We start from the raw sequence: 20,477 nt of genomic DNA, 5'->3' as shown, positions 1-20,477 counted from the left end.
CGATGCCGCGGTAATCCCTGCGTCGCACCCGGCGGTACCGCAGACCCACTGCGGTACCCGCGGTGCCGCAGTGACCCCTCCGTACCCGCGTCGGCGTGCGCGTCAGTGCACCGCCGCGGCCGCCTTCGCCGTCGCCGCGTAACGGTCCAGGAACCCGGCCACCCCGGCTGCCTGCCGACGGGGCGTGAGCAGCCGGGCGGTGTCGGCGAGCATCGCGCGGATACGGGAGGACTGGACCTGGCCGTCCAGGAGGTCGAGGACCTGCTCGCCGGCCACGGCGGCCTCGGCGAGGGCACCGGCGCGGGCCAGGTCGGAGGCGAGCTGTGCCCGGTACAGGGCGAGGTTGCGTGCGAAGTGCGGGTCCTGGAGGGCCGTCGCGCGATGCGCGTGACGGGCGGCGCGGGACCAGTCGCCCAGGGCCGACCAGCACTGCGCCTCCAGAGCCTGGAGCTCCGGCTCGCCGAAGAAGGACATCCACTCCGGATCCGTGTCCGAGGGCCCGCGGCCGAAGAGCGTATGGGCCCGGTACAGCGCCCGCTCGCAGCCACTGCGGTCGCCGAGACCGGCCCAGCCGCCCGCCTCGCGCAGCGTGAGGAGGGCCAGCAGCCTGGCCGACGCCAGCTGTCCGGCCGCGCGCTGCCCGGCCTGCGCGGCACGTACCGCTTCCCGGTGCCGGCCCGCGTCCCTGGCGAGGAACGACGTGTTGCTGAAGGCGTGCGCCTCGAGGCCCGGGTCCCCGGCGACCCGCGCCGTCGCCAGGGCTTCCGCGTAGTGCGAGCGAGCGTCCTCGAAGCGGCCCGAGTCATGGGCCAGCCAGCCGACCGAGATGGCCAGTTCGCCCGCCCCCGCGGCGAGCCGTCCGGCGGTCGAACCCCGGGTCGTGGCACCGGCGTCGAGCAGCGCGTACGCCGTGCGCAGCGGTTGTGAGGCGCGCCGGTAGAGCCCGTCCGCGCCGTGCCGGTCGTCGAGCAGCCGGATCTGTCGTACGGCCTCCTCGACCGCGCGCACCTCCGACTCGCCGATCCGCTGCCGGGGAACGTCGGAACGGAGCGCTTCGGTCCCGGGCAGTGAACCGAGGCCCAGGGTTGCGGCCGCCACGCCGACGGTGCCGTTCGTCATGAATGCGCGACGCAGCACGTCGCTCTCCTCGTTGCTATAGGTGCTGTTGGTGCTGTTGGTGCAGTCGTTGCAGTCAGTGCAGTTGGTGCTCTCGGCGCTGGGGGTGCCGTTGGTGCCGTTGCTGCTGTTGTACGGATCTGAGGGCCGCGGCGTTCGGTCCCGGGCTCCCCGGCCCCGTACCGCCTCGCGGGCCGAGAACCCCAGATCCGCCAGTGTCAGACCGGGGAACATATGCAAAAAGACCCGTTCGTAGGCGTAGTTGGGGCAGCGGATCTCACCCGCCTCAACCCGCCCGATGTAGCGGGCGTCACAGGCGACCTGCTCGCCGATCTCCCGCGCGGCCCTGCGTACGAGCGCCGCGAACTCTCCCGGTGAGCGCTGTCCGCGCAGCCGCCGGAACATGAGGTTGGGAACTGCCCGTGACGACGCCATGGCCGAGCCCTCTCCTGGTACGAGCCGACGCCTTCTCAGGTCTTCGGACGGTGAGATTCCTTGCGCCGGCGGGGCAAGAACGTACCTGCTGTGACGGGTCGGGTACGCAGCGTTTGGCTACAAACGGGATATCTCACCCACGATCCGCCATGAACTGCCATCCTTTGCGGCGGCGTGCCGCCGTAGCCGTTGACGCGGGCGGGCGTTGAACCCTGCAGGGACGCGATACGTGTCCCTACTCGGCGAGGAGGGTTCCCTTGTTGGAGGTCGGCATGGAGACCAGCGGTGGCTCGCGGACGAGTGCTCAGCACCTGCCCACCGAGGAGTACAGCGCGACACCGGCGTCGATGCCCCCGGGCCCCGAGGGGCCCTGCGACCTGGTGACGGTACCGGCCAGGCAGGGTCTGGAAGCGGTGGACATCCTGCGTCGCGGCGGGGCCCCGGCCGTCGGGCCCGTGCTCCACGACGGCAGCTGCGACACGCTCGGCTTCCTGGTGCCGCCCGGCACGGCGGCCGGCTGGGACATGCCCGGCAGTGCCTGTACGCAGACGTCGGGCCGCGGACTGCGCCTGCCCGTCGAGCACGGGGCGCCCGGCGCCCCGGCAGTGCCGGCGGAGCCCCCGGTCAGCGGCAGCGGCTGGCTGCTGCCGCCCGGTGACACCGGTCCGGTCACCGACCCGGTCGTGCTCCGCGAGGCCCTCGGAGAGGCGGCCCGCCTGATCGAGGCGGCGGACAGCATCCAGCTCCCGTAAGGACCGGCGCGGGGGCGACGGGGCGACGGGGGGCGGTGCCGGGCGGCGCAGGGCCGGTCGCGCCCCGGGATAATGGCCTGGTGGCAAGGAACAGGCAGCGCGGGCGGTCCGCGGCACCCGAGGCCGTCGTCGAGACCGTGGACGGCGGGCTCGCCGAGCTCGTCCCCGACCGGGAGCGGCCCCGCGGCTGGACGCTGCTGATCGACGGCGCACCCCAGTCCCATGTCGACCTCGACGACCCCGCCCTGCTGACCTTCGAGTACCAGCGCCGCCTCGGCCACGTCGCCGATCTCGTCGCGCCCGCGGGCCGGCCGGTGAACGCCGTCCACCTCGGCGGCGGCGCATTCACCCTCGCGAGGTACGTCGCCGCGACCCGGCCGCGCTCCACCCAGCAGATCGTCGAGGTGGACGGACCGCTCGTCCAGCTCGTCCGCGCCCGCCTCCCGCTCGACCCGGGCGCCCGGATACGGGTCCGCTCCACCGACGCCCGCGCCGGTCTCGGCAAACTTCCGGACGGCTGGGCGGACCTGGTCATAGCGGACGTCTTCAGCGGCGCCCGCACCCCGGCGCACCTCACCACCACGGAGTTCCTCGCAGAGGTGCGCCGGGTGCTGAAGCCGGGCGGTCACTACGCCGCCAACCTCGCCGACGGCCCGCCGCTCGCCCATCTGCGCGGTCAGATCGCCACCGCCGCGACCGTCTTTCCCGAACTCGCCCTCGCCGCGGACCCGACCGTGCTGCGCGGCCGCCGTTTCGGCAACGCCGTACTGCTGGGCTCCGATCAGCCGCTGCCCGTAGCGGAACTGACCCGCCGGGTCGCGAGCGACCCGCACGCCGGACGGGTCGAACACGGCAAGGCTCTGGCGGACTTCACGGGCGGCGCGGCCGTGGTGACGGACGCGAGCGCCAGGCCCTCGCCCGTACCGCCGCCGTCGGCCTTCCGGTAGCGCTCAGCCTCCGGCGCTCGGTAGTCGGCGCTCGGCAGTCGTCAGGCGTGAGTCGGCAGTCGGCCCTCGGCAGGCGCAAGTAAGCAAGCGAGAGTAGGCAGACGTAAGCAGGCAGGCGTAAGTCGGCGCTCAGCGCTCTTCGATCTCGACGCGCGGAGCCGTGTCGTGCCAGGTGCAGAACACGTCGATCTCCCGGCCGCTCTGGGAGAACGTCACCCGGATGTAAGTGGGTTGCTTCCAGATCTGCATCGTCCAGCTGCCGGACGGGGTCGCCGAGACCAGCTCCGCCGACGCGGGCCCGATGTCGAAGGCGACCCGGCCGCCCTCGACCGTGTAGCTCTTCACATTTCCCGACGGCGGAGACGAGGAAGGGGGCTCGGTCCGGCTCGGACCGCTGCTCGGCTCGTCGTCGTCCGACGATGTCGCCGAGGGCTTGCGGGTGTTGTCCGGCTTCGTGCCCGAGGTCGCCGAGGGCAACGGGGACTCGGGGTGCCGGGTCGAGGACGACTGGGGCGGGGCGCCCTGCGTCGTCCGCGCGTCCGTCGTGATCGGCAGCGCGCGCGGCCGGTCGTACGCCGTGCCCGCCATCACCGTGTGCACACCCCACCACGAGAGCGTGACCGCCGCGCCCGTGGCGAGCGACCACGCCATGGCGTGTACGAGTCCTCTCCGCATCCGGGCCATACTGCACCACGCGTGTCCCGTCTGTCCCGAGGGGGACCGTCCTACTCCGGATGGCGTACGGTGCCGCCCATGGCAAGTGTGCTCGTGGTCGAGGACGACCAGTTCGTGCGCTCCGCCCTCATCCGGCACTTGACCGAGGCCTCCCACACCGTACGGAGCGTCGGGACGGCCCTGGAGGCGCTGCGCGAGGTGGCCCATTTCCGCTTCGACGTGGTCATTCTCGACCTCGGGCTGCCCGATCTCGACGGGGCCGAGGCGCTGAAGATGCTGCGCGGCATCACCGACGTACCGGTCATCATCGCGACCGCGCGGGACGACGAGACGGAGATCGTGCGGCTCCTCAACGACGGCGCCGACGACTACCTCACCAAGCCGTTCTCCGTCGAGCACCTGTCCGCCCGGATGGCGGCCGTACTGCGCCGTTCCCGGGCCACGGCGGGCGAGGCGCCGCCCAGCAGGGTCATCCAGGTCGGCGGCCTCTCGATCGACCCGCTGCGCCGTCAGGCCGCACTGGACGGGAGCCGGCTCGATCTGACCCGGCGGGAGTTCGACCTGCTCGCCTTCCTCGCCGGACGGCCGGGTGTCGTCGTGCCGCGCAAGGAACTGCTCGCCGAGGTGTGGCAGCAGTCGTACGGCGACGACCAGACCATTGATGTGCATCTGTCCTGGTTGAGACGGAAGTTGGGGGAGACCGCCGCTCGCCCCCGCTATCTGCACACCCTTCGGGGCGTCGGTGTGAAACTGGAGCCGCCGCAGTGAGCGGCGGCCGTGACATCAGCCGCTACCGCGGCGGGGCGGCCGCCGGGCTGCAGATGACGACGATGCCCGCACAGCTGCGGCGCGCGGGCGGAGATGGGGGCACCGCCCAGGCGGTGGCTCTGGGGGAGAGCAGAAGAAGATGAGATGGGCGCTGGTCAAGGTCTGCCTGGCGGTCACGGCGATGGTCGTGGTCGCCTTCGCCGTACCGCTCGGGCTCGTCATCCAGGAGATGGCCAGGGACCGGGCCTTCTCCAACGCGGAACGGCAGGCCGCCGCCATCGGCCCCACGCTCTCCATCACCACCGACCGCGGCCAGTTGGAGCGGGCCGTGGCCTCCACCCAGGCCGGTGCGGCGGGCCGGATGGCCGTGCACGTGCCCGCGACCGACGAGACCGGCGGCCAGGATCTGGAGATCGGCACCCGGCGGGCCGCAGTGAAGGACCTCGCCACCACCCAGCGCATCGGCCGCGCCTCCATCACCGAGGTCACCGACGGCTCCGCGCTGCTCCAGCCCACCGCGCTCAGCTCGGGGAAGATCGCGGTCGTCGAGGTGTTCGTCCCGGAGGGCGAGGTCAGCAACGGTGTGACCACCGCCTGGCTGGTGCTGGCGGGGGTCGGCATGGCGCTGATCGTCGGCTCGGTCGCGGTCGCCGACCGGCTGGGCGTACGGATGATCCAGCCGGCCCAGCGGCTCGCGGGCGCCGCGCACGACCTCGGCGAGGGCAGGCTCGGGGCCCGGGTCCCGGAGGAGGGCCCCACGGAGCTGCGGTCGGCCGCGATCGCCTTCAACTCCATGGCGGACCAGGTGGTCCAGCTGCTCGCCAATGAGCGGGAGCTGGCCGCCGACCTCTCGCACCGGCTGCGTACGCCGCTGACCGTGCTCCGGCTCAACGCGGCCTCGCTGGGCACGGGCCCCGCCGCCGATCAGACCAGGGCCGCCGTCGCGCAGCTGGAACGCGAGGTCGACACGATCATCCGTACGGCACGGGAGGCGAAGCCGCAGACGCAGGCGACCGGTCCCGGTGCGGGCTGCGACGTCTCCGAAGTCGTGCGCGAGCGCATGGAGTTCTGGTCGGCGCTGGCGGAGGACGAGGCGCGCAAGGTGCGGCTCGCGGGCGTGGACCGCCCGGTGCGGATTCCGGTGGCCAGGCCCGAACTGGCCGCCGCGCTGGACGCATTGCTCGGAAACGTCTTCCGCCACACCCCGGAGGGCACCGCCTTCTCGGTGGACGTGCACAACGGCGACGACGCGGTGATCGTGCTCGTGTCGGACGCGGGTCCCGGGATCGCCGACCCGGAGGCGGCGCTGGCCAGGGGCAACAGCGGGGCCAGGGACGGTTCGACGGGGCTCGGCCTGGACATCGTGCGCCGGGTCGCCGAGTCGACCGGGGGCGACGTACGCATCGGGCACTCGGTGCTCGGCGGTACCGAGGTCCGGATCTGGATCGGGCTGGGCGGCGCCCAGCGCTCGCAGGGGCGTCTCGGGCACCGGATGGGGCGGCGCAAGAAGAGCGGTCCGGGAAGCCGCAGAGGCGCAGAGGTCTGAACCATTAATCGCCCCCGATGGGGTCCTTAAGCGTGCCCTAAGAACATCAACCGGCGTCCGGATCCTGTTATTTGTCCGTTTCGGTATCGCTAGCGTGCTGCCGCACCCCCACTTCCGTAACGCAGAGGCAGGCACGCGATGGGCACCAGCACGCACCGGCGCAGGGCGAGCGGCAGGACGAAGGCGATCGGCGCGGTGGTGGCCGCCGCGGTCATCGGCGGCGCGGCGTTCGCGTTCACCGGGACGGCACAGGCGGCCTCGGTGGGCGCCGCGTACACCAGGACCAGCTCCTGGGACGGTGGCTACACCGGCCAATACGTCATCACCAACGACACCGGCAAGGCCCAGTCGGACTGGACCCTCGAATTCGATCTGCCCGCCGGCACGAAGATCGGCTCCCTCTGGAACGGCGACCACACCGTCAGCGGGCAGCACATCACCGTGAAGCCGGCGAGCTGGAACAAGGAGCTGGCGCCCGGCGCCTCCGTCACCGTCGGCTTCGTGACCTCTGCGAGCGGCGCGGCGGGCGATCCGTCCGGCTGTCTCATCAACAAGGTCACCTGCTCGATCGACGAAGGCGGCACGCCGCAGCCGAGCGGCCGCCCGACGGATCAGCCCACCCCCACGCCGACGGCGACGGCGACCGCGACCCCCGGCCCCACAGGGACGCCGACCCAGACGGCCACCCCGCAGCCGACCGCCACCGCAACGCCCACGGCCCCGACGGGCGGCGGCGGCAAGTTCGCGCCGTACATCGACACGTCCCTCTACCCGGCGTACGACATGCTCGACACCGCCGCGAAGACCGGAGTGAAGGACTTCACCCTCGCCTTCATCACCTCCGGCGGCAGTTGCGCCCCGCTCTGGGGCGGTGTCACCGACCTCGCGAACGACAAGGTCGCCGCGCAGATATCCGCCCTGCGCGCCAAGGGCGGTGACGTCCGGGTCTCCTTCGGCGGCGCCGCCGGCCACGAGCTGGCCCTCAACTGCTCCTCGGCCGGCGATCTCGCCAAGGCCTACGGCAAGGTCATCGACGAGTACAAGCTCACCAAGGTCGACTTCGACATCGAGGGCGCCGCGCTGCCGGACACCGCCGCCAACACGCGCCGCTCGCAGGCCATCGCGCAGCTCCAGAAGGAACACCCGGGCCTCGACGTCTCCTTCACCCTGCCGGTCATGCCGGAGGGCCTGACGCAGCCCGGTGTCGATCTGCTCGCGGACGCCAAGAAGAACGGCGTCCGGACCGACGCCGTCAACATCATGGCGATGGACTACGGACCGGCGTACAGCGGCGACATGGGCACCTATGCGATCCAGGCCGCCACCGCCACGCAGGCGCAGATCAAGGGCGTGCTCGGCCTCTCGGACGCGGCGGCCTGGAAGACCGTCGCCGTCACCCCGATGATCGGCGTCAACGACGTCACGACGGAGATCTTCAAGGTCGACGACGCGACCCAGCTGGTCGACTTCGCGAGGTCGAAGGGCATCGGCTGGCTGGCGATGTGGTCCTCGACCCGTGACAAGCAGTGCCCAGGCGGCGCGCAGAACTCGGCCGACGCGACCTGCAGCTCGATCCTCCAGGAGCCGCTGGCCTTCACCAAGGCGTTCGCCGCCTACAAGTAGCCGCCGACGGCCGGCGCAAGAGCCGGCCGTCGGCTGCCGCCGGCCGTCGGCTGCCGCCGGCCGTCAGGCGTCGGTCGCCAGGCGCCGGCCACGGCTGTACGCAGCCCCTCCACCCCCACAAGCGTGTCCCGGCCGGACTTCCCCCCACCCGGCCGGGGCACGCGCCTGCCCGGCCGCTACAGCACCGCGGCCCGGAACCCCTCGGGGTCCTCGGCCCACGGCTGATGGCCCGCGCCCTTGAGCACGACCCGTTCGACCTGGGGGAGTGCCTGCTCCAGGGAGTCGACCGCCGTACGGGGGCGGATGTCCAGCTCGCCGTCCACGATCACGACGGGCACCTCCAGCGCGGCGCACTCGGCGTGCCACCGCCCGGTGCCCATGGTCTCGGTCAGCTCGGCGTTGATGGCGCTGTTGCAGTCGAGGTTCACCCCGAACCAGGGGGTGGCCATGCGCGCGGCCTGCTGGAGCGCCCGGTTGCGGTCCGGGAACTCCGCCGACCACTGCAGCACGCAGAACTCCCTGTCCTCCGCCTCCGTACGGGCCCGCCCCCGCAGCTCCATCCAGCGTGCCCGGTGCGGGCCGAGCGCACGGTCCCTGTTGTCGCGGTACGCGGCGTGCCACTCGGAATCGGGGCCGATTCCGGTCCCCGACACGTACACCAGCCGCGACACGCGCTCCGGATGGTCGAGTGCGTACCGCAGGGCCAGCGTCGCACCCCAGGAGTGGCCGAGCAGCGCCATCCGCTCCAGCCCGAAGTGCTGTCGTACGGCCTCCAGATCGGCGACCGAACAGGCCAGGGAATACGGGCCGCGGCGCTCGGACCGTCCGCAGCCGCGCTGGTCCCAGCGGTGCACCGCGGCGTCATCGGCGAGCGCCGCGGCCACCTCGCGGAACATGTCCCACAGCCCGGGACCGCCGTGGCACAGGACCAGGGGCTCGCCCGCTCCGGTCCGCTCGGCCCACAGCCGCACCCCGTCGTCCGTCGTCAGGTGGTGGAGCAATCGGGTAGCACCCCCGTCCTGGCCAGCTCCCGGTACCAGCGGGCGCTGGACTTGAGGGTGCGGACCTGAGTGTCGTAGTCGACGTACACGGCGCCGAAGCGCTTGCCGTAACCGTACGCCCACTCGAAGTTGTCCATCAGGGACCACAGGAAGTAGCCCCGGACGTCCGCTCCGTCGGCGATCGCGCGGTGCACTGCGGAGAGATGACCGTGCAGATAGCGGATCCGCTCGGGGTCGTGGACGCTGCCGTCGGCGGCCGGTTTGTCGGGGTACGCCGCTCCGTTCTCGGTGACCACGAGCGGCAGGCGTGGCGCCTCACGGCTGTAGCGCATCAGCAGGTCGTGGAGCCCGGTCGGGTCGATCGCCCAGCCCATCTCGGTGACGTCGCCGGGCGGCTGGTGGAAGGCAACCGAGTCGGCACCGGGCCAGGGAGAGTGCTCGCTCGCGCCATGACCGTCGTTGCGTTCGGCGGCCCGACCGTCACTGTCAGTGGCTGCTGATACAACAGCGGGTGAGTAGTAGTTGATGCCGAGCGAGTCGAGGGGGTGCCGGATGACGGCCGGATCGTCGCTGTGGACGAACGACCAGTCGGTGAGGTTCGCCGTGTCCGTGAGGAGATCCGCGGGGTACGTGCCGTGCAGCATCGGGTCCGTGAAGATGCGGTTGGCCAGCGCGTCGATCCTGCGCTGGGCGTCCAGATCGGCGGCCGACCGCGTACGGGCCCTGACGGCACTGGGATTGATGCTCACGGACACCTGGGCGCGGGCGGGCAGGGTGGAGCGCAGCGCCTGGGCGGCCAGCCCGTGGCCCAGATTGAGATGGTGCGCCGCACGCAGCGCGGCCACCGGGTCGGTGCGGCCGGGTGCGTGCACACCGGATCCGTACCCGAGAAAGGCGCTGCACCAGGGCTCGTTGAGGGTGGTCCACCGCTCCACCCGGTCACCCAGCGCCTCCGCGACGATACGGGCGTAGTCGGCGAAGCGGCTCGCGGTGTCCCGCTCGGGCCAGCCCCCGGTGGTCTCCAGCTCCTGGGGAAGATCCCAGTGGTAGAGGGTGAGCAGGGGCGTGATGCAGTGCTCCAGCAGGTCGTCGACGAGGGCGCGGTAGAAGTCGAGGCCGCGCTGGACGGCAGGGCCCCGGCCGGTGGGCTGGACGCGCGGCCAGGAGACCGAGAAGCGGTACGCGTTGACGCCGAGGTCCGCCACGAGCCGGACGTCCTCGGCGCGGCGGTGGAAGTGGTCGACGGCCACATCGCCCGTGTCCCCGTTCTCCACCTTGCCGGGCGTGTGGCTGAAGGTGTCCCAGATCGACGGCGTGCGGCCGCCCTCCCGTACGGCGCCCTCGATCTGGTACGCGGCAGTGGCGGTGCCCCACAGGAATCCGGGCGGAAAGCTGACAGACATGGAGAAGCTCCCAACGTATGCGTACGAAAGAGGGGGCGAAGAGACGAGGAGGTGACGAGGCGAGGAGGTGTCAGCCCTTGACCGCGCCCTGCATGATGCCGCCGACGATCTGCTTCCCGAAGATCACGAAGGCGAGCAGCAGCGGCAGCGTGCCCAGCAGCGCGCCGGCCATGATCACCGACTGGTCGGGGATATAGCCGCGGCCGAGCCCGGTCAGCGCCACCTGCACGGTGGGGCTGCCGTTCTGGGTCAGCGCGATGATCGGCCAGAAGAAGTCGTTCCAGGCCATCACGAAGGTCAGCATGCCGAGCACCGCCATCGCCGGCCGCGCGGCCGGGAAGACGACATGCCACACCACGCGCCAGCTGCTCGCCCCGTCCACCCGGGCCGCCTCGATCAGCTCGGTCGGCAGCGCCTCGCTCAGGTACTGCCGCATGAAGAAGACGCCGAAGGCGCTGACGAGCGTGGGGAGGATGACGGACTGCAGCTGGTCGGTCCAGGACAGCTCGGCGATCAGCATGTACAGCGGTACGACGCTGAGCTGCGGCGGCACCATCATCGTGCCGATCACCAGCAGCAGGAGGAGGTTCTTGAAGCGGAAGCGGAGTTTGGCGAAGGCGAAGCCGGCGAGCGTGGAGAAGACGACCGTGCCCGCCGCGATCGAGCCCGCGACGACGGTCGTGTTGAGCAGTGCCGTGCCCATGTTGGCGTCGGTCCAGGCGATCTCCAGATTCCTGAAGAGATTGCCGCCGAACCAGAAGGGCGGGGGAGTCTGCGCGAGCCGGGTGTTGTTGCGGGACGCCGCGATCGCCGTCCACACCAGGGGGAACAGCGAGCCGATGGTGAAGACCACCAGTACCGCGTAGGTGATCCGTCCGCCGTGCAGCTGCCGTCCGGCGCCGCGTCGCGTCCGCCTCGCCACCAGCTGCTCCGCCACCGGCTGCTCCGCCGTCGGCTGCTTCGTCGCCGGAACGGTCGGCCGTTTCGTCGTCAGCACATCAGCCCCCTACACGCTCTTGCGGAGCCGGCGCACGAACAGCCAGTTCACCGCGCCGATCACCAGCAGGATCAGGAACATCGTCCAGGCGATCGCTGAGGCCCGGCCGAGATGCAGATTCACCCAGCCCTGCTCGTACAGATAGAGCCCGAGCGTCTGGAACTGGTGGTCCGCGCCACCCGTCGCGCCCGCGCTCCCGTTGAAGAGCAGCGGCTCGCCGAAGAGCTGGGTCGCGCCGATCGTCGACACGACACAGGTGAAGAGGATGGTCGGCCGCAGCGAGGGGATGGTGACATGGACGAACTGCTGCCGGCGCGAGGCCCCGTCCAGTGCGGCGGACTCGTACAGGTCGTTGGGAATGGCCTGCATCGCCGCCAGATAGATCAGCGCGTTGTAGCCCGTCCAGCGCCAGATGACGATCGTCGAGACCGCGATCTGCGAGGTCCATGTGCCGTTCTGCCAGTCGACGGGATCGATCCCGGCCAGGCCCAGCGCCCAGTTGACCATTCCGTAGTCGCGCCCGAAGAGCAGCACGAACACGAGCGTCGCCGCGGCCACCGACGTGGCATACGGAGTGAGCGCCGCGACCCGGAAGAACATCGAGCCGCGTAGCCGGTAGTTGAGCAGGTGGGCGATGACCAGTGCCATGAGCAGCTGAGGCACCGTGGAGATCAGCCCGATGGTGAAGGTGTTCTTCAGTGCGTTCCAGAAGAACTCGTCCTCCAGCAGCCGGGTGAAGTTGCGCAGCCCCACCCACTCCATGTCGTTCGGCGCGGTCAGCTCCACGCGGTGCAACGAGGCCCAGCCGGTGTAGAGCAGCGGGAAGAGCCCGAAGGCCGCGAAGAACACGAAGAACGGCGCGACGAAGGCGTACGGGCTCCACCGCACGTCCCGCCGGTACCAGCGGCTGCGCCGCGCGCGGCGCCGTTCGGCCGCGACGGGGTCCGCCGCATCTGCCGAAGGGGATCGTCGCGCCCGGGCCGCGCCCTCCTCCCCCCGGGAGGGCGCGGCGGCGTTGGCGTCACGTGCCGTACCGGTCAATGGTCCGGTCCCTGTCACTGGTCCAGTGCGTTGTCGATGGCCTTCACCGCGGCCTCCCAGCCCTCCTTCGAGGACTTGCCCTTCTGGTCGACCTGGAGCATGCCGATGTCTCCCAGGTTCTGGGCGATGACCAGGTCCTTCGGGCCGACGATGGTCACCGGGATGCCCTTGGCGGCCTGCGAGAAGATCTGTCCGATCGGGGCGTTCGCGAAGTACTCGTGCTTGGCGCCGGACACGGCGGGCAGCGCGTACGCGGCGGACGCGCTCGGGAAGCTGCCGCGCTTCTCGAAGAGCTTCGCCTGCTGCTCGGGGGCGGTCAGCCAGGCCGCGAGCCTGGCCGCCTCGGTCTTGTTCCTGCCGGCCTCGGGGACGATCAGGAACGAGCCGCCCCAGTTGCTGGGCTTCGGCGCCGATGCGACATCCCACTTGTCCTTTCCGGCCGCTCCCGCCTTGTCCTGGATGTAGCCGAGCATCCAGGCCGGACAGGAGACGGTGGCGAAGGTGCCGTTGGCGTACCCCTGGTCCCAGGCGGGCGTGAACTGCTGGAGCTTGCCGGTCAGTCCCTCGGTCGCGAAGGAGGCGGCGATGTCCCAGGCCTCTTTCACGGCCGGGTTGGTCTTGTAGACGACCTCGCCGTTCTCGTCGTAGAACCGCTTGGCGCTGCTGCCGGTGATCGCGCTCATCACGCCGGTCGCGGAGTCCACGAAGGCCGTGCCCTTGGGGGCCTTCGCCTTGAACTGCTTGCCCGCCGCGAGATACTTGTTCCAGTCGCCCGCCCAGAGCTTGCCGACGGCCTCACGGTCGGTGGGCAGCCCGGCCTTGGCGAACAGGTCCTTGCGGTAGCAGATGCCCTGCGGGCCGATGTCGGTGCCGAGCCCGATCGTCTTCCCGTCCTTGTTCGTGGCCTGCGCCCACTTCCAGGGCAGGAAGCTGTCCTTGCTGACCCCCTCCGCCTTGCCCAGGTCGACCAGCTTGTCCGCCTGGGTGGCGGTGATCTCGGCGATGTTGTTGACCTCGACGGCCTGGATGTCGGCGAGGCCGCTGCCGCTGCCCAGGTGGGTGAGCAGCTGCGGGTAGTAGTTCTCGTTGCGCTCGATCGAGGTCTGCTTGATCTCGACGTTCTTGTTGAGCTTCATGTACTCGTCGTAGAGCCCGGCCTCCTTGAGTCCGAAGGCTCCGAAGACCCCCACCGTGATCGTGGTCCTGCCCTGTCCGCCGCCCCCGCCCTTCGAGCTGCCGCCGGCGGGCTCGTCGCTGTCCTCGGCACAGCCGGCCAGCAGCCCGGCGCCGAGCGCGGCGACGACCGCGAGGATTACGGTCCTGCGCATTGCGTCCTCCTTGTGCCCTGACGTGCCGACCCCCCGGCCAACTGTCGTGGTGCGCCCGTTCGTTGAAGCTGCGGCTCGGGCGGGGAACGTGCGGGTTCTGTATGAGTCAGGTACGGTGGGAGCGCTCCCATACGTGATGTGTTGAAGGTTCGCGGCTCCCCGGAGGGGTGTCAAGGCACTCGACGCGTAATGTTCTCGGCCAGCGGAGCACGGGAGGCGGATCATGGTGGATCGCCGGAACGCCGGTGCCCGGGCGGCCGGTGCCGCCCGCGGCGGAACACGCGGCGGAGCCAGGACGTCCGGCCGCAGCGGAGGCAGACCGACCCTCGAAGAGGTCGCCGCGCGCGCCGGAGTCGGCCGCGGCACGGTCTCCAGGGTGATCAACGGCTCGCCGCGGGTGAGCGACGAGACCCGGGCCGCCGTCGAGGCGGCCGTCGCCGAGCTCGGATACGTGCCCAACCGCGCGGCGCGCGCACTCGCCGCGAACCGCACCGACGCCATCGCCCTCGTCGTCCCCGAGCCCGAGGCACGGTTCTTCGCGGAGCCGTACTTCTCCGACATCGTGCGCGGTGTCGGCGCGGCCCTCGCCGACACCGACATGCAGCTGCTGCTGACCTTCGCCGGCTCGGACCGGGGACGCCGCAGGCTCGCCCAGTACCTGACCGCCGACCGCGTGGACGGCGTCCTGCTGGTGTCCGTGCACGCCGACGACCCGCTGCCCGACCTCCTCGAACAGCTCGCGATCCCGGCCGTCATCAGCGGCCGCCGCTCAGCGGACGAACCCCTCGCCGCCGTCGACTCCGACAACACCGCGGGCGCCTGCGCGGCCGTCGAACACCTGCTGTCCCGGGGCCGCCGCACCATCGCGACGATCACGGGCCGCCTCGACGTCTACGGTGCGCAGTGCCGCCTCGACGGCTACCGGAAGGCCCTCGCCGCGGCGGGCGTCGCCCCCGTCGAACAGCTAGTCGCACCCGCCGACTTCACCGAGGAGGGCGGCCGCCGGGCCATGCGCGAACTGCTGGACCGCCGGCCCGCTCTGGACGCGGTCTTCGCCGCCTCCGACGTCATGGCGGCCGGCGCCCGCCAGGTCCTGCGCGAGACGGGCCGCCGCATCCCCGACGACGTCGCCCTGGTCGGCTTCGACGACTCCGCCGTGGCCCGCCACATGGACCCGGCGCTCACCAGTGTGCGCCAGCCGATCGAGGAGATGGGCCGCACGATGGCGGGCGTCCTGCTCCAGGAGATAGCGGACCGGAGCGGGCGGGACCGGCGGGAGCGACCGGAACGGCCGAGGATCGTTCTGCCGACCGAGCTGGTGGTGCGCGAGTCGTCGTGAACGCGGTCGGCGCCGTCATGCGGCCCGCGCCACGCGCCCCGCGCCCGCGCCGACGCCGACGCGCGGGCGCGGTTCACGGGCAGGCCCACACCTCGGCATCGAGGACGTGGGCACCTTGTCGGCGAGGGGCCTTGTCTCGGGGTACGGCGCCGCGCGTCAACGGCTTGCCGCAGGCGACGCACGCGTCCCGTCCGGTGAGCCCGGCGCGCAGCTCTCTTGGCCGCGCGCCGAGCTACACCCTGGAACACCCTGGACTGCCGGCAATCGGTGCTCACCCCACGGACGGCACCGGCTACGCCTGGTCGTACGGGGCGGCGTAGTGCCAGGCGGCCTCGCGGGCCTGCAAGTACGGCAGGACCTCGGCCGGATTGGTGATGAGCTCGACACCGGTCATCCGGTCGTCGGCGTCGAAGTGGAGCCGCGCGACAACGCGACCGTCGAAGATCCAGAAGTCTTCGGCGGGCAGCCGCAGCTCTTCGGCCTTCCCGCGGGTCAGGGTGCGGATGTCCTCGCCCACCGCCGCGTTCCGGCGGGCGGTGTCGAGGAGGTACCGCTGCCCCTCGGTGGCCGGCTCGTCGAGGATCCGGACGCGCTCGAACCGCCTCCCGAGTGCGGTCTGTTCACGACGCTCCACGCACCACGGGTCGGCGAGGTCCCACTCGACCGTCTCGCCCCGGGCGAACCGGGCGTAGGTATCGGCGGCCTCGTCGGAGGCGTAGCGGCGGCGGGACTCCAGCCGCCACGCGGAGTGCTTCAAGGCGATGAACATGCCGTCGAACTCGTCGAAGGTGATCATCTCGGGCACGTGCACGGGCTCCCTGGGGCCGAAGTTGGCAAGGAGCTCACGCGGCACCGTGGCGGCGCCCTCCTCGACGGTGAGGTTCTCGAGCTGGGCGAGCTCGTCGGGGTCGGTGACGCGGTCTCCCTGGATCAGCCACGTGTCGGTGCCTTCGATCCGGTACAGCGTGAGGCAGCCGTTGTTGCCCGAGTTGGTGCCAACCTTGCGCAGTTGCCTGGCCATGGGTCCCCCTTCGCGGGTCGATGTGTGCGGCGCACCGTAACCGTGCGAGCCTGGCGCACAACAGGGCGCGAACGCACGAGAGGTCCGCTCCCGCGCACGCAGCGCGAGAGGGACGGCGGCGCCTCTGCCGGAGCTTGAAGCTCGCAGACCTCGTGAGACAGCCGCACATGCTCTACGCGGCAGGACAGTCCGCCCGTCGCGACGAGCCGACACTTTCTGGCCAGATGAAAGAGCCCCGGCCGGCCGACGGGGGACGGCGGGCCGGGGCGGTTCGTGGGGCGGTTCGTGGGGCGGGTCAGCGGTGCACGAGCTGGCCCTTGCGCGTTGCGCCGCCGCAGTCCTCGCAGGAGACGACGACCGCGCCCTCATAGACCAGGGCGACGGTGTTCCGGCCTCGGCATTCCCGGCACGGGGTGCGGTTGTACTGCTTCTGCACGTGCGCGAACGCCGTGTTGACCTGCCGGGCGTTCATGGTCAGCGCGCCACGGCGGCGGCCTGCACCATCTCCCCGTGGGTCGGCATGAGGTCGTCGAACTCGCCGGCCTTCACGCCCTCGAAGAACTTCCCGATCTCGGCGCGGGTGAAGTACAGGACCGGGCTGGCGGGGTCCTTGTCGTCGGACAGTGCGACCATGCGGGTGCCGTCCGGGATGTGCGGGTGCGGGTGGTCCTTGGCGTCCGGCGCTTCGGCGAGGATGACGCAGTCCTTGAGGATCGGGTCCAGGTCCGTCCGGCTTGCCTTGCGCCAGTCCAGACCGGGAGCGGTCAGGTTCTCGTAGGCCTTCGTCGTCCGGCCGTTGCTGATGGTTCCCACGGCTGGTGCCTCCTGATATGGGTGTGGATGTGAAACCCGCCTCCGCACTCGACCTGTCCAGGGTGGGGGTGCGGAGGCGGGGTCTTGCGCCCCGCCCGCTGCCCAAGCCGCCGCAATGGCAGCGGGCGGGAGTTCACTGGGGTTCCGGGCCGCGGTTCGGCCACCTCTGCCCAGAGGCCCAGTCGTAGTGGTCGCCGTCGTGGCCCGGGTCCTCGGTGCAGCGGGGTCCATGTGCGGGGCTTCTTGATCCAGCAGTAGCAGGGGATGGCGACCCGGTCGTCCGTGGTGTACGGCAGCGTCTTCTCGTTCACGCCTGCCCCTCCTTCGACTACGCTGAGTTGCTCGCTGTCACTGACTAAGACGGTAGAAAGCGGAGCTGTCCGGAAGTAGTGACCGCGGGTACGGGTATCCCTCCGCTGCTGACGGGCCAAGGGGAGCGCAATGGGCGGCAGTAAGCGATCCACCCCGACTGGCAGTCAGGGAACAGCCGCGCGCCATCGCAGCGGCATCGTCTCCGGCCATGTTCTGCGTCTGGTCCGCGAACAACTCGGCTTCACCCAGGAAGGCCTCGCCGAGTACATGAGGGTCGCCGCCGACACGGTTGCCGGGTGGGAGTCAGGGCGCCGGCCTCTCACCGCTGTACCCCTGGGCCAGATGCTCGTCCACCGCCATCGACTGCTCCAGCTCGGCGCCGCGCCGACTCTCCTCCTCGCCCTCGAACGAGCAATGGAGGCCGACGTACTGCTGGCGAGCGCACTGGGCGAGGAGGCGCCGGCCGATGAGGACCCGCTGGGCGCGTGGGTGATGCAGCGCGACCTCGTCGAGGTCCTCACTTGGCCCCTCAACGGGGTTACCCCCACCCCGCTGCGGGACCTGCCCGAGCCCTCCCGGCCGCGCCGGGGGCCGGTGCCCAAGGGCCCGGAGCTGTCGGTCGGCGACCGCAGTCGGTTCTTCTCCCGCATGCGGCGGACCGCCGAGACCGCCCGCGGCCCCCACCAGTTCCTGCTCCGCCGCCAGGCTCTCTATCTGGCTGGGTACGACTCCGCCCCAGATACCGGCGAGTGGCTTGCCCACCAGCAGCGCACGGACCGGCCCGACGACTGGCTGACGCAGTGGCTGAACGCCCGCTCCGTGGCCGCAGTCGCGGCGCGGCAAGGGGACCGTGAGCACATGGCGTACTTCATCGGCACCCTGGACGGCGACGACGCGAGCGAGGCCGCGAACCTCAACTACTGGGCGTACTGGATCGGTGAGGCGCCCCACGTACAGCTGTCAGACGACTTCATCGCCATCGAGGATCCTCGCAACTGGCCCGGCGACAGGCTGCTGCACCACCTGGTGCGCGGTCTTACCCCCGAGCACGGGTTCTTCGACCTCAACGTCCACACGATGTGGACACTTCTCGCAGCCCGGTCGAACCTCCTCCGGTCCAGCGGAGCCGGGCGCGCCTTACGTGATCGACTCCCTGTGATGTTGGATAGCGGCGAGCTGTCGGCGAGGGCTCGCCGCGAGCTCGAGAACATCCGGTACGCGATCCGCCTTTCCGAGGCGTGAGAGGAGAGCAGCTGTGGCTGACGACCTGTCCGCGGTGGCGCACTTCCTGTACGAGGCGGGCACGCTCAAGCACACGCGCCGCACGGGCTGGTGGATGGCCGGGGTACGTGACCCCGAATCCGTCGCCGAGCATGCCTGGCGAACCTCGCTGATCGCGTCGATCATCGCCAGACTGGAAGGCGCCGACCCGGCTCGCGCCGCCTTCCTCGCGGTGTGGCACGACTCGCAGGAAACGCGCACGGGCGACGTCAACCACCTGGGGAAGAAGTACTCCGAGGAAACGGACCCGCAGGCGGTGACAGCGGACCAAGTGGCGGGTATGCCGGAGCAGCTGGCCTCGACAGTGCGGGAGTTGGTCGCGGAGTACGAGGCCAAGGAATCGCCCGAGGCGATCTGCGCGCGGGATGCGGACAAGCTGGAGTGCATGCTGCAGGGCCTTGAGTACCGGGCACAGGGCTACGAGAGCGCCCAGAGGTGGATCGACAACAGCCGGAGCCGCATCGTCACGGAGACGGGCCGGCGGCTGGCGGATGAGCTGCTGAGCCAGGGGCCACTGGACTGGTTGCGTGCAGCCCTGGGTGAGAAGCCGGGAGCCTGAACGCACGAAGACGCCCTCTGCCCGACCCCGTAAGGGATCAGGCAGGGGGCGCATCGTGTCACGGGTACTGACGGCGGTACGGGTCGAGTCCTGGGGTCAGCAGTCCGCAACGCTGTGAGGGTTCGGGTGACGGCCGCGGGGCCCCGTCACGGCGGCACACGAGAGCGTCCGGACCATCGGCGGGGACGTGCCCGCTGTAGCCGGCCGGGCAGCCCGCCCCGTCGGCCCGGTCGGCTCCTGCGCGCCCTGCGGTCCGGTGGCCGTCACTGCCGCTCCCGGCTCCCCCGGCTTACCCTGCGGGCTCCGCGCGTTCTGACACGGCGGTTTGGCCGATGGCCGACCCGAAACGAAACAAGATCAGCCGGTGATCTGCTTTCGCAGGTCACCGGCTGATCAATCAGGGTGAGTGACGGGACTTGAACCCGCGACATCCTGGACCACAACCAGGTGCTCTGCCAGCTGAGCTACACCCACCATGACCGGTCGCTTTCCCGACCGGCCGAGAAAAAGTGTACAGGGTCCGAGAGGGTGCTCGCGCCCGCGTTTACGTCCCCCTGTCGCGGGCGTGGCGCACAAGGCACGCCCCGGGCCTACTGCGCGGGCAGGACGTGGCGCGCCGCGATCGACTTCGCGGTGTCCGAGTCGGGGCCGGGCTGCGGGACGAAGATCGCCTCGCGGTAGTAGCGCAGCTCGGCGATGGATTCGCGGATGTCGGCGAGAGCCCGGTGGTTGCCGTTCTTCTCCGGACTGTTGAAGTACGCCCTCGGGTACCAGCGGCGGGCCAGTTCCTTGACCGAGGAGACATCGACGATCCGGTAGTGGAGGTACTCCTCCACCTTCGGCATGTCGCGGAGCAGGAAGCCCCGGTCGGTGCCGACCGAGTTTCCGCACAGCGGCGCCTTGCCGGGCTCCTTGACGTGTTCACGCACGTATGCGAGGACCTGCTCCTCGGCGTCGGCGAGCGTCGTGCCGCCCGCGAGCTCGTCGAGGAGGCCCGATGTGGTGTGCATCTGCCGCACCACCTCGGGCATGGTCTCCAGGGCCGCGTCGGGCGGGCGGATCACGATGTCCACCCCTTCACCGAGCACGTTCAGCTCCGAGTCGGTGACCAGCGCGGCCACCTCGATGAGTGCGTCGTCGGCCAGCGAGAGCCCGGTCATCTCGCAGTCGATCCACACCATGCGATCGTTCATGCGTCCTACCTTAGGCCGACCGGCGATCGGGGGGTGACGTCGCGTGCCGATGGCTTTCGCCCGGCTCCCTCACTCGCATCCACCACGTCGGCCGGTCCAGGAGGTGTCCGGTGCGGTGGTGTCCGGCACAGAGGTCTCCGGTACGGAGGTGTCCGGCACAGAGGTCTCCGGCACAGAGGTGTCCGGTGATGCGGGAAGTGGGGGGGGGGGGGGGGGGGGGGGGGGGGGGCGGGGGGAGGGAGGACAAAAATGAGGGGGGGTGAGGTGGGCCGGGGGAGGGGTGGGGGCGTGGGGGTAGGGGTAGGGGGAGGGTTGTTTCCGTTCCTG

The 20,477-nt window shown here is 71.0% G+C and carries 20 protein-coding genes and 1 tRNA gene; 9 read left to right on the top strand and 12 right to left on the bottom strand.

What is annotated here, in order from left to right:
- Positions 1-102: 102 nt before the first annotated feature.
- Positions 103-1,551, bottom strand: a complete 1,449-nt coding sequence (locus AC0699_RS33515; RefSeq protein ID WP_478667889.1) for a tetratricopeptide repeat protein — start codon at positions 1,549-1,551, stop codon at positions 103-105.
- A 272-nt stretch (positions 1,552-1,823) separates the two neighbouring features.
- Between AC0699_RS33515 and AC0699_RS33510 the strand changes: the two genes are divergently transcribed.
- Positions 1,824-2,303, top strand: coding sequence for a hypothetical protein (locus tag AC0699_RS33510; RefSeq protein ID WP_478667888.1), 480 nt, complete (start codon positions 1,824-1,826; stop codon positions 2,301-2,303).
- Positions 2,304-2,383: 80 nt separating this feature from the next.
- Positions 2,384-3,250: a spermidine synthase gene (locus AC0699_RS33505; protein ID WP_478667887.1), complete on the top strand. Its 867-nt coding sequence runs from the start codon at positions 2,384-2,386 to the stop codon at positions 3,248-3,250.
- Between the two features lie 129 nt (positions 3,251-3,379).
- Here AC0699_RS33505 and AC0699_RS33500 read toward each other — a convergent pair whose 3' ends face one another.
- Positions 3,380-3,934 carry a hypothetical protein gene (locus AC0699_RS33500; protein WP_478667886.1) on the bottom strand — a complete coding sequence of 185 codons (555 nt, stop codon included), beginning with the start codon at positions 3,932-3,934 and terminating at the stop codon, positions 3,380-3,382.
- 69 nt (positions 3,935-4,003) lie between these two features.
- Between AC0699_RS33500 and AC0699_RS33495 the strand changes: the two genes are divergently transcribed.
- The 4 genes from AC0699_RS33495 to AC0699_RS33480 all read left to right on the top strand — a co-directional run bounded on the left by AC0699_RS33495 (position 4,004) and on the right by AC0699_RS33480 (position 7,862).
- A complete protein-coding gene (locus AC0699_RS33495; RefSeq protein WP_469769949.1) occupies positions 4,004-4,693 on the top strand; it encodes a response regulator transcription factor in 690 nt (229 codons plus the stop codon).
- Entirely contained in the window at positions 4,690-4,836 is a 147-nt protein-coding gene (locus AC0699_RS33490; RefSeq protein WP_453659541.1) for a hypothetical protein, read from the top strand. Before AC0699_RS33495 ends, AC0699_RS33490 begins: the two co-directional genes overlap by 4 nt.
- Positions 4,833-6,239, top strand: a complete 1,407-nt coding sequence (locus AC0699_RS33485) for a sensor histidine kinase (protein ID WP_478667885.1) — start codon at positions 4,833-4,835, stop codon at positions 6,237-6,239. Before AC0699_RS33490 ends, AC0699_RS33485 begins: the two co-directional genes overlap by 4 nt.
- A gap of 138 nt (positions 6,240-6,377) precedes the next feature.
- Positions 6,378-7,862, top strand: coding sequence for a glycoside hydrolase family 18 protein (locus AC0699_RS33480; protein WP_478667884.1), 1,485 nt, complete (start codon positions 6,378-6,380; stop codon positions 7,860-7,862).
- A gap of 176 nt (positions 7,863-8,038) precedes the next feature.
- Here the strand turns inward: AC0699_RS33480 and AC0699_RS33475 are convergent, their stop codons facing one another.
- From AC0699_RS33475 to AC0699_RS33455, 5 genes are all read right to left on the bottom strand, one after another.
- On the bottom strand, positions 8,039-8,863 hold the full coding sequence (locus AC0699_RS33475; protein ID WP_478667883.1) for an alpha/beta fold hydrolase: 825 nt from the start codon (positions 8,861-8,863) through the stop codon (positions 8,039-8,041).
- Complete coding sequence (locus tag AC0699_RS33470) at positions 8,848-10,266, bottom strand: GH1 family beta-glucosidase (RefSeq protein ID WP_478667882.1); 1,419 nt, start codon at positions 10,264-10,266, stop codon at positions 8,848-8,850. Before AC0699_RS33470 ends, AC0699_RS33475 begins: the two co-directional genes overlap by 16 nt.
- A gap of 70 nt (positions 10,267-10,336) precedes the next feature.
- The gene (locus AC0699_RS33465; RefSeq protein WP_478667909.1) at positions 10,337-11,203 is read right to left on the bottom strand and encodes a carbohydrate ABC transporter permease; all 867 of its coding nucleotides are present in this window, start codon (positions 11,201-11,203) and stop codon (positions 10,337-10,339) included.
- 69 nt (positions 11,204-11,272) lie between these two features.
- The gene (locus AC0699_RS33460; protein WP_478667881.1) at positions 11,273-12,304 is read right to left on the bottom strand and encodes a carbohydrate ABC transporter permease; all 1,032 of its coding nucleotides are present in this window, start codon (positions 12,302-12,304) and stop codon (positions 11,273-11,275) included.
- Between the two features lie 14 nt (positions 12,305-12,318).
- Positions 12,319-13,632 (bottom strand): ABC transporter substrate-binding protein, encoded by a 1,314-nt coding sequence (locus AC0699_RS33455; protein ID WP_478667880.1) that lies wholly within the window; start codon positions 13,630-13,632, stop codon positions 12,319-12,321.
- A gap of 223 nt (positions 13,633-13,855) precedes the next feature.
- Here AC0699_RS33455 and AC0699_RS33450 point away from each other — a divergent pair, with 223 nt between their 5' ends.
- Positions 13,856-14,971: a LacI family DNA-binding transcriptional regulator gene (locus AC0699_RS33450; RefSeq protein ID WP_478667879.1), complete on the top strand. Its 1,116-nt coding sequence runs from the start codon at positions 13,856-13,858 to the stop codon at positions 14,969-14,971.
- Positions 14,972-15,263: 292 nt separating this feature from the next.
- On the opposite strand, the gene AC0699_RS33445 is transcribed toward AC0699_RS33450, so the two are convergent.
- From AC0699_RS33445 to AC0699_RS33435, 3 genes are all read right to left on the bottom strand, one after another.
- Positions 15,264-15,992, bottom strand: coding sequence for a DUF6879 family protein (locus tag AC0699_RS33445; protein ID WP_478667878.1), 729 nt, complete (start codon positions 15,990-15,992; stop codon positions 15,264-15,266).
- A gap of 295 nt (positions 15,993-16,287) precedes the next feature.
- Positions 16,288-16,464: a hypothetical protein gene (locus AC0699_RS33440; RefSeq protein ID WP_478667877.1), complete on the bottom strand. Its 177-nt coding sequence runs from the start codon at positions 16,462-16,464 to the stop codon at positions 16,288-16,290.
- Positions 16,465-16,466: 2 nt separating this feature from the next.
- On the bottom strand, positions 16,467-16,805 hold the full coding sequence (locus AC0699_RS33435) for a DUF397 domain-containing protein (RefSeq protein ID WP_478667876.1): 339 nt from the start codon (positions 16,803-16,805) through the stop codon (positions 16,467-16,469).
- Positions 16,806-17,246: 441 nt separating this feature from the next.
- Between AC0699_RS33435 and AC0699_RS33430 the strand changes: the two genes are divergently transcribed.
- Both AC0699_RS33430 and AC0699_RS33425 read left to right on the top strand, forming a co-directional pair.
- Positions 17,247-18,359, top strand: coding sequence for a helix-turn-helix domain-containing protein (locus tag AC0699_RS33430; RefSeq protein ID WP_478667875.1), 1,113 nt, complete (start codon positions 17,247-17,249; stop codon positions 18,357-18,359).
- Positions 18,360-18,372: 13 nt separating this feature from the next.
- Positions 18,373-18,957 carry an HD domain-containing protein gene (locus AC0699_RS33425; protein WP_478667874.1) on the top strand — a complete coding sequence of 195 codons (585 nt, stop codon included), beginning with the start codon at positions 18,373-18,375 and terminating at the stop codon, positions 18,955-18,957.
- Between the two features lie 401 nt (positions 18,958-19,358).
- On the opposite strand, the gene AC0699_RS33420 is transcribed toward AC0699_RS33425, so the two are convergent.
- Both AC0699_RS33420 and orn read right to left on the bottom strand, forming a co-directional pair.
- Positions 19,359-19,431: transfer RNA gene (locus tag AC0699_RS33420), tRNA-His, on the bottom strand.
- A gap of 116 nt (positions 19,432-19,547) precedes the next feature.
- A complete protein-coding gene (gene orn / locus AC0699_RS33415) occupies positions 19,548-20,150 on the bottom strand; it encodes an oligoribonuclease (RefSeq protein WP_453659551.1) in 603 nt (200 codons plus the stop codon).
- Positions 20,151-20,477: the final 327 nt, after the last annotated feature.

The organism is Streptomyces sp. NPDC043870 (assembly GCF_056435785.1).
This window is presented reverse-complemented; position numbering and strand designations above follow the sequence as displayed.

What these genes read in the sequence shown, in the direction of transcription:
- AC0699_RS33450 (WP_478667879.1), top strand. Translation starts at nt 13,856, where the DNA reads ATGGTGGATCGCCGGAACGCCGGTGCCCGGGCGGCCGGTGCCGCCCGC.
- AC0699_RS33510 (WP_478667888.1), top strand. Translation starts at nt 1,824, where the DNA reads ATGGAGACCAGCGGTGGCTCGCGGACGAGTGCTCAGCACCTGCCCACC.
- AC0699_RS33455 (WP_478667880.1), bottom strand. Translation starts at nt 13,632, where the DNA reads ATGCGCAGGACCGTAATCCTCGCGGTCGTCGCCGCGCTCGGCGCCGGG.
- orn (WP_453659551.1), bottom strand. Translation starts at nt 20,150, where the DNA reads ATGAACGATCGCATGGTGTGGATCGACTGCGAGATGACCGGGCTCTCG.
- AC0699_RS33430 (WP_478667875.1), top strand. Translation starts at nt 17,247, where the DNA reads ATGGGCGGCAGTAAGCGATCCACCCCGACTGGCAGTCAGGGAACAGCC.
- AC0699_RS33515 (WP_478667889.1), bottom strand. Translation starts at nt 1,551, where the DNA reads ATGGCGTCGTCACGGGCAGTTCCCAACCTCATGTTCCGGCGGCTGCGC.
- AC0699_RS33440 (WP_478667877.1), bottom strand. Translation starts at nt 16,464, where the DNA reads ATGAACGCCCGGCAGGTCAACACGGCGTTCGCGCACGTGCAGAAGCAG.
- AC0699_RS33485 (WP_478667885.1), top strand. Translation starts at nt 4,833, where the DNA reads ATGAGATGGGCGCTGGTCAAGGTCTGCCTGGCGGTCACGGCGATGGTC.
- AC0699_RS33500 (WP_478667886.1), bottom strand. Translation starts at nt 3,934, where the DNA reads ATGGCCCGGATGCGGAGAGGACTCGTACACGCCATGGCGTGGTCGCTC.
- AC0699_RS33480 (WP_478667884.1), top strand. Translation starts at nt 6,378, where the DNA reads ATGGGCACCAGCACGCACCGGCGCAGGGCGAGCGGCAGGACGAAGGCG.
- AC0699_RS33470 (WP_478667882.1), bottom strand. Translation starts at nt 10,266, where the DNA reads ATGTCTGTCAGCTTTCCGCCCGGATTCCTGTGGGGCACCGCCACTGCC.
- AC0699_RS33495 (WP_469769949.1), top strand. Translation starts at nt 4,004, where the DNA reads ATGGCAAGTGTGCTCGTGGTCGAGGACGACCAGTTCGTGCGCTCCGCC.
- AC0699_RS33445 (WP_478667878.1), bottom strand. Translation starts at nt 15,992, where the DNA reads ATGGCCAGGCAACTGCGCAAGGTTGGCACCAACTCGGGCAACAACGGC.